This window comes from Pseudarthrobacter sp. NKDBFgelt (genome assembly GCF_046097905.1).
Classification (GTDB): domain Bacteria; phylum Actinomycetota; class Actinomycetes; order Actinomycetales; family Micrococcaceae; genus Arthrobacter; species Arthrobacter polychromogenes.
Genome location: NZ_JBJURL010000131.1, coordinates 1 through 5,421, shown reverse-complemented (window position 1 = coordinate 5,421; position 5,421 = coordinate 1). Strand labels below are relative to the sequence as shown.

Genomic DNA, 5,421 nt, shown 5'->3' with positions numbered 1-5,421 from the left:
CCCAGCAGGGCGGATGCCTGGCCCAGGAGCGTGGACGCGGTGGCAGCCCAGGCGTCCGCCACGGCGGGCAGGAACCCGGCCGCCGCCACCAGCGCACCCACGGCCACCAAGAGGAGCCCAAGCACGATCAATAGGGTCCGGTTGAGGGCGCGGTTGGTTCTCCTCATTGCCCCACCGCCCCACTGCTGGCCACGCGCACCGCTGGGGTGATGCGCGTGGCCAGTCCGTACCGCGCCAGTTCGCTGCTGGCAGCGGCGGTGAGGGCGCCGGCATCCAGGGCAAGGCCCGACGTCGGCCGCACCTGGACGCGGGCGGAGCGTCCGGCCACGGTGGTGGTCACCTGGCCCGGGGCGACGCCGGAGCTGAGCTGCACGGCGCGGGAGACGGCTGAGGCGATCACGTCGTTGTCCACCACCACGGCGCAGCGGTCGCTGGCCAGGGCCCGGCGCGGCACCACGGTGGTGGACGTCGGGCTGGTCTCCGCGGCGGTAAAGAACGCCACGGCGGACAACCACCTGGTGGTTGCCACAGCAGTCTCCGCATGGGAACTCCCCCGCGCAACGGGGCTCCAGCTGCGGCTCCAGGCACGCCCAGGCGCCTCCCCCAGCGATCTTGCCGGGATGGCGGAGGAACTGGTGACAGGAATTGATGCCTGGTTGGGCGATCAGATCCCGGTCCTGGTCCGAATCACCAGCGGCGCCCGGACCGCCACGGCACGGCGGGGCAGGGTGCAGTAGCCCTTCCCGGCCGTTCCGGACACGTCTTCTGCACCACCAGCTGTGCTCCACGACGTTCGCTCCACCCCGCTCTAACCGAATACTCGCCGCAGCCGCGGTGATGGACGAAAGGAAATGACCATGGGAATCGACCACAAGGCCAACAACGCAGTGACCAACCACGTGGGCGCCGCCAAGGAGGCCACGGGCAAGCTCACCGGCAACGAACGCCTGGAGCGGGGCGGCCAGCAGGACCAGGCCGAAGCCAAGCTCAGGGATGCCGGGGAGAAGGTCAAGGACGCCGCCCGGAAGATGAAGGACGGCTTCAGCAAGGACTGACGCTCCCGCGCCGGGGAGGCCGGCCCGCATCCGCCGGCTCTCCCCCAGCCGGCCTGCACAAGACCAGTCCCCCGGCAGCACCCACCCCAACACCCCGTCTCACGACGCCCGATGAAAGCAGAAGAAGTGAGTGGATCACCCGCGGCTCCGCACCAACTCGACCTCGTGCCGGACGCACTGTTGGCCGGCCGGGCAGCCGACGGCGACACAGCGGCTTTCGAGGCCCTCGCCCGGCGCCACGGTCCGCTCATGCGGGCCAGTGCCCGGCGGCTAACGGGCTCCACCGCCGATGCGGACGACATTGTCCAGGACGCGCTGATCCAGGCCTGGAACCAGCTGGACTCGCTCCGGGAGCCGGCGGCCGTCAAGGGCTGGCTGATGCGGATCACCGGCAGCCGCAGCATCGACCACCTGCGCAGGCGCCGCTACGACGCCGGGCTGGACGCCGTCGAAACCACCACGGACAGCCGCAGGCCGGACGGCGCGGGCTCGTGGCCGGATCCCGAGGCGGCGGCGCTGGACGGGTCCCGGGTTGAGGCGCTGAAGGCGGCCCTCTCCCGGCTCCCGGAGGAGCAGCGCCGATGTTGGGTGCTCAAGGAGTTCAACGGCCAGAGCTATGAGGACATTGCGCGGACGCTGAACATCAGCACCGACAGTGTCCGCGGCAGGCTGGCACGCGCACGGATTGCCCTGGCGAGCACAATGGAGGAATGGCGATGAGCACCCCGAACGGCACGTTCGACTGCGGGCACGATCTCGCGGAACTCAGCAATTACCTGGACACAGGAGAACTACAGGACCCGGCCCACCTGGACAGCTGCCCCGAGTGCCAGGCCGGCCTGGCCTCGCTGCGGCGGCTCTCCAGCCTTGGCCAGGAACTGCTCGACGCCGATGTTGCCGACGCCGGAAAAGGCACCGACGGCTGGATGCAGAAGATCCTGGGCAACCTGGCCCTGGAGCTCCGGCCGGGCAGGAGCATCCCCCTGCGCGGCGGCCACCCCGACGACACCCTGTCGCAGACCGAGGGGGCCGTCTCAGCCCTCATCCGCTCCATCGCGGACACCCTCCCCGGCACCACGGCAGGGCGGTGCCGCCTCCACGGGGACGTCACCACGCCGGGAGCCGAGGTCACCGTGGAGGTCCACCTGGCCATCGTCTTCGGGCATCCGCTGGAGGAACGCGCCCGCAGCCTGCGCCGGCAGCTCGCCCGCGAACTGGCAGTACAGACCGAACTCAACATCACCTCGATCGACATCACCATCACCGACGTCCTGGAGCCCCAGCCTGCGGGCCCGGGGACTGGACCGGTGGATCAGACCCCTCCCCAGGAGAAGCCATGACTGAAGCCCTGGTCCCCCAGCCGGGACGCACGCAGGTGCCCGCCGGACTGGCGGCACAGCTGCAGGAAGCAGTCCTCGCCGTCGACGGCGTCAGCGCCACCTACCCGGCGCGTCCGCTCCGCCAGGTGATGGCGGCGGTGGCGAAGGAGCCTGTGCCGCACATCGACGTCGTACCTTCCGACGACGGGCTGCGCGTCACGGCGCGCATTGGCGTGGCAGCGGACAACGGGCCCGACGTTGCCCGGTCCGTCGCCGGCGCCATCCGCCGCCACCTCGCTCCCCAGCCGGTGCAGGTTCACGTGGTGATCGTGACGATGGTCCCGTCCGGAAACGGATAAGACCCTGGGGCAGCGCACCGGGCAGTCCAGCCGGCCGCCGGCCCCGAACCACCGGTGGCACTAACTGCAGACCAAAGCAAACCACAGCAAAGGACGAACAATGGCTGACCTCACCGCACTTGCCCTGATTTGCTCCCTCACCCCCTCCCCGGCGCCGTCCAGCAGCGAGCTCATGGCCCGCCACGTGCTGGACGAGCTGGCTACCCACGGCGTGAGCGGGACGTCGCTGCGGGTGGTGGACCACAACGTGATGCCGGGCGTCCAGGTGGACATGGGCGACGGCGACGCGTGGCCGGGCATCCGGGACAAGATCCTGGCGGCGGACATCCTGGTGATCGCCACGCCCATCTGGATGGGGCACCCCAGCAGCATCACGCAGCGGGTCATGGAACGGCTCGATGCGGACCTTGCGGAGACGGACAACGAGGGCCGGCCCATCATGTACGGGAAGGTTGCGGTGGTGGCCGTGGTGGGCAACGAGGACGGCGCCCACAAGACCGTGGCGGACACGCAGCAGGGCCTGAACGACGTCGGCTTCACCCTCCCGGCGCAGGGCGCCACGTACTGGGTGGGCGAGGCCATGCAGACCGTGGACTACAAGGACCTGAAGGCCGTGCCCGAGAAGGTGGCCTCCGCTACCGCCGGCGCGGCCCGGAACGCAGCGCACCTGGCCCGATTCCTCCGCACGTCGCAGTATCCCGCGGGGTAAAGGGGCGACGGCGGGCTGCCGGGGGTGGGTGCCCGCCTGGGTTCGCTACGCCGGCCTAGCTGGCAGGCGGCTGCCCGCCGCCGCTCCCCAGGAACGCCCGGATCTCCTCCGCCATCCGCCGGGACTGGGTCCAGTGCAGATAGTGATGGCCCTGCAGTGGCACAATCTCGTGGCGGTCCACGTTCGCCAGCAGGTTCCGGGCCGACTCCGTCTTGGTGGCTGACGAGTCGTCGCTTTCATCGGCTATGAAGGCAAGGACCGGCAGGTCACTCGGGTATGTCACGCCCCTCAAGGCTGCCGCGTTGTTGGCTAACCGGGCTGTCTCGTCGGCCACGGCCGGGTTGCCGAAGTTCCAGCTCATCATCAGGCGCATGCGGTGCAGCTCATCGTCGGTGTAGGCGTCACTGTCCGGATCGAGCAAGCCGGGGGCCACAAAGGTCACCGCGCGCACGATCCCTGTGGCGGCCAGGGCGCGTTCCACGCTGAAGCCCGGCTCCGGTTCCGGAACCTGCCCCTCCCCTGGTTTCGGGATGGTCGCATCGATGCCAACCACCGCGGACAATTCCGCCCGGTACCGGTTGGCGTAGTCCAGCATGTAGAAGCCGGCAATGGAGTGCCCCGCCAGGACATACGGCTGCCTGACCTGGAGACTGGCCAGGACTTCGTGCAGTTCGCTACTGATGTTTTCGTTGCTTCGCGGAGGCCCGTCCATGTCGCTGTAGCCGTATCCCAGGCCCTCCACCACCAGGACGTCAAAGCCGCCCAGCTCGCGGACCAGCGGGGCAAAGTCAAGGCCCGGAGCCGGGGTGCCCAGGCCGCTGAGAAGGACAATCGGCTGACCCTCTCCCCCGTTCCGGTACACGTTAAGGGCAGCGCCGCTTACCGGGACCCGTTCGCCGTAGGCAGGCATGCTCGACTTCTCCGCCCCCTCCATGGCCGCGTTGATCGCCGTCGACATTAGAAGCAGCCCAAGCGCCACAAGCGCGGCGATGCCGAGCCTTCGCAACCAGCACCGCGGCTTCTTCCGGGACGCGGCATCCGCGATGTCCCGCGCCCCGGAAGCCCTTCTACCAGGGACGCGCACAGCCGCCCGGCATCAGGCAGGCTTGGCGAAGGTGGCTGCGCTCATGACCTCGTAGCCAACGAACGCCTCATCGCCCTCAACCCAGGCGTCATGGCCGGCCGGGATGGTGTACGCGTGGCCGGGGCTGACCGTGGCCCGCGATCCGTCCTCCATTTCCACGGTCAGTGTTCCGGCGGCGCAGATCCCCACATGGTTCACCTGGCACGTGTCCGTGTGGACCACGGTCTTGACGGTCTCGGACCAGCGCCAGCCCGGCTCGAAGGTGAACCTGCCGAGCGTTGTGTCACCGAGGTTCACCACGTCCACCTGGGTCTTGGGCGGGCGGCGCTTTTCATCGGGCTGGTCGAATGATTTGGCTTCCAGGGCGTTGACGGTCATTTCCTTCTCCTGACAGGAAAGGGTGTGGAAACTATGCATCCGGAGCGCCCAGACAGCCCCGGGTTTCGGTTGGCGGGCCGGCGGTGGGCCGCGGCCGCCAGCCACTGGCACCCAGCGCTATCAGCGTGCGCCCGCGGGTGGGCCGTGTCAGTATGTCCTGCCACCGGCGATCACGGCTAGGCTTCCGGGATGGGACTCATCATCACACTGCTTATTATCTGGCTCGTTCTGTCCATCCTGGGCTTCGTTATCGAGGGGCTGCTGTGGCTGGCGCTGATCGGCCTGGTGCTGTTCGCGGCCACCGCCGTCTGGGGCTGGCTGAAGCGCAACACCAGGGCCTGACCCTGCTATACCCGCCCGGGGTGGGCAACGCCGTCGTGCGTTCCTGCCCGGTTACTTCCCGGGGCACCCTGGCGGCGCGCCGCGAACGACGGCGTGTCCCGGCCCAGGTGGGCATGGCCCCCTGACCAACTGGGCAGGACCGCACGGCAGCCCGCACTGCCGTGCCCGCCCGGGG

The 5,421-nt window shown here is 69.4% G+C and carries 10 protein-coding genes; 7 read left to right on the top strand and 3 right to left on the bottom strand.

The window, feature by feature from the left end; translation table 11 throughout:
- Positions 1-163: 163 nt before the first annotated feature.
- Positions 164-529, bottom strand: a complete 366-nt coding sequence (locus tag ACKAE7_RS20370; protein ID WP_408980146.1) for a hypothetical protein — start codon at positions 527-529, stop codon at positions 164-166.
- Here ACKAE7_RS20370 and ACKAE7_RS20365 point away from each other — a divergent pair.
- The 6 genes from ACKAE7_RS20365 to ACKAE7_RS20340 all read left to right on the top strand — a co-directional run bounded on the left by ACKAE7_RS20365 (position 519) and on the right by ACKAE7_RS20340 (position 3,442).
- On the top strand, positions 519-737 hold the full coding sequence (locus ACKAE7_RS20365; RefSeq protein ID WP_408980145.1) for a hypothetical protein: 219 nt from the start codon (positions 519-521) through the stop codon (positions 735-737). The two genes, ACKAE7_RS20370 and ACKAE7_RS20365, sit on opposite strands and share 11 nt — an antisense overlap.
- 120 nt (positions 738-857) lie before the next feature.
- On the top strand, positions 858-1,055 hold the full coding sequence (locus ACKAE7_RS20360) for a CsbD family protein (protein WP_408980144.1): 198 nt from the start codon (positions 858-860) through the stop codon (positions 1,053-1,055).
- Positions 1,056-1,181: 126 nt separating this feature from the next.
- Entirely contained in the window at positions 1,182-1,775 is a 594-nt protein-coding gene (locus ACKAE7_RS20355) for an RNA polymerase sigma factor (protein ID WP_408980143.1), read from the top strand.
- Positions 1,772-2,395 carry an anti-sigma factor family protein gene (locus ACKAE7_RS20350; protein ID WP_408980142.1) on the top strand — a complete coding sequence of 208 codons (624 nt, stop codon included), beginning with the start codon at positions 1,772-1,774 and terminating at the stop codon, positions 2,393-2,395. Before ACKAE7_RS20355 ends, ACKAE7_RS20350 begins: the two co-directional genes overlap by 4 nt.
- Positions 2,392-2,733 carry a hypothetical protein gene (locus tag ACKAE7_RS20345; RefSeq protein ID WP_408980141.1) on the top strand — a complete coding sequence of 114 codons (342 nt, stop codon included), beginning with the start codon at positions 2,392-2,394 and terminating at the stop codon, positions 2,731-2,733. Before ACKAE7_RS20350 ends, ACKAE7_RS20345 begins: the two co-directional genes overlap by 4 nt.
- A gap of 100 nt (positions 2,734-2,833) precedes the next feature.
- Entirely contained in the window at positions 2,834-3,442 is a 609-nt protein-coding gene (locus tag ACKAE7_RS20340) for a flavodoxin family protein (RefSeq protein WP_174178043.1), read from the top strand.
- 55 nt (positions 3,443-3,497) lie between these two features.
- On the opposite strand, the gene ACKAE7_RS20335 is transcribed toward ACKAE7_RS20340, so the two are convergent.
- Positions 3,498-4,400, bottom strand: coding sequence for an alpha/beta fold hydrolase (locus tag ACKAE7_RS20335; protein WP_408980140.1), 903 nt, complete (start codon positions 4,398-4,400; stop codon positions 3,498-3,500).
- Between the two features lie 138 nt (positions 4,401-4,538).
- Positions 4,539-4,904 (bottom strand): cupin domain-containing protein, encoded by a 366-nt coding sequence (locus ACKAE7_RS20330; RefSeq protein WP_400641365.1) that lies wholly within the window; start codon positions 4,902-4,904, stop codon positions 4,539-4,541.
- 189 nt (positions 4,905-5,093) lie between these two features.
- Here ACKAE7_RS20330 and ACKAE7_RS20325 point away from each other — a divergent pair, with 189 nt between their 5' ends.
- Positions 5,094-5,246 carry a hypothetical protein gene (locus ACKAE7_RS20325; protein WP_188813397.1) on the top strand — a complete coding sequence of 51 codons (153 nt, stop codon included), beginning with the start codon at positions 5,094-5,096 and terminating at the stop codon, positions 5,244-5,246.
- The last annotated feature ends 175 nt before the right edge of the window (positions 5,247-5,421 follow it).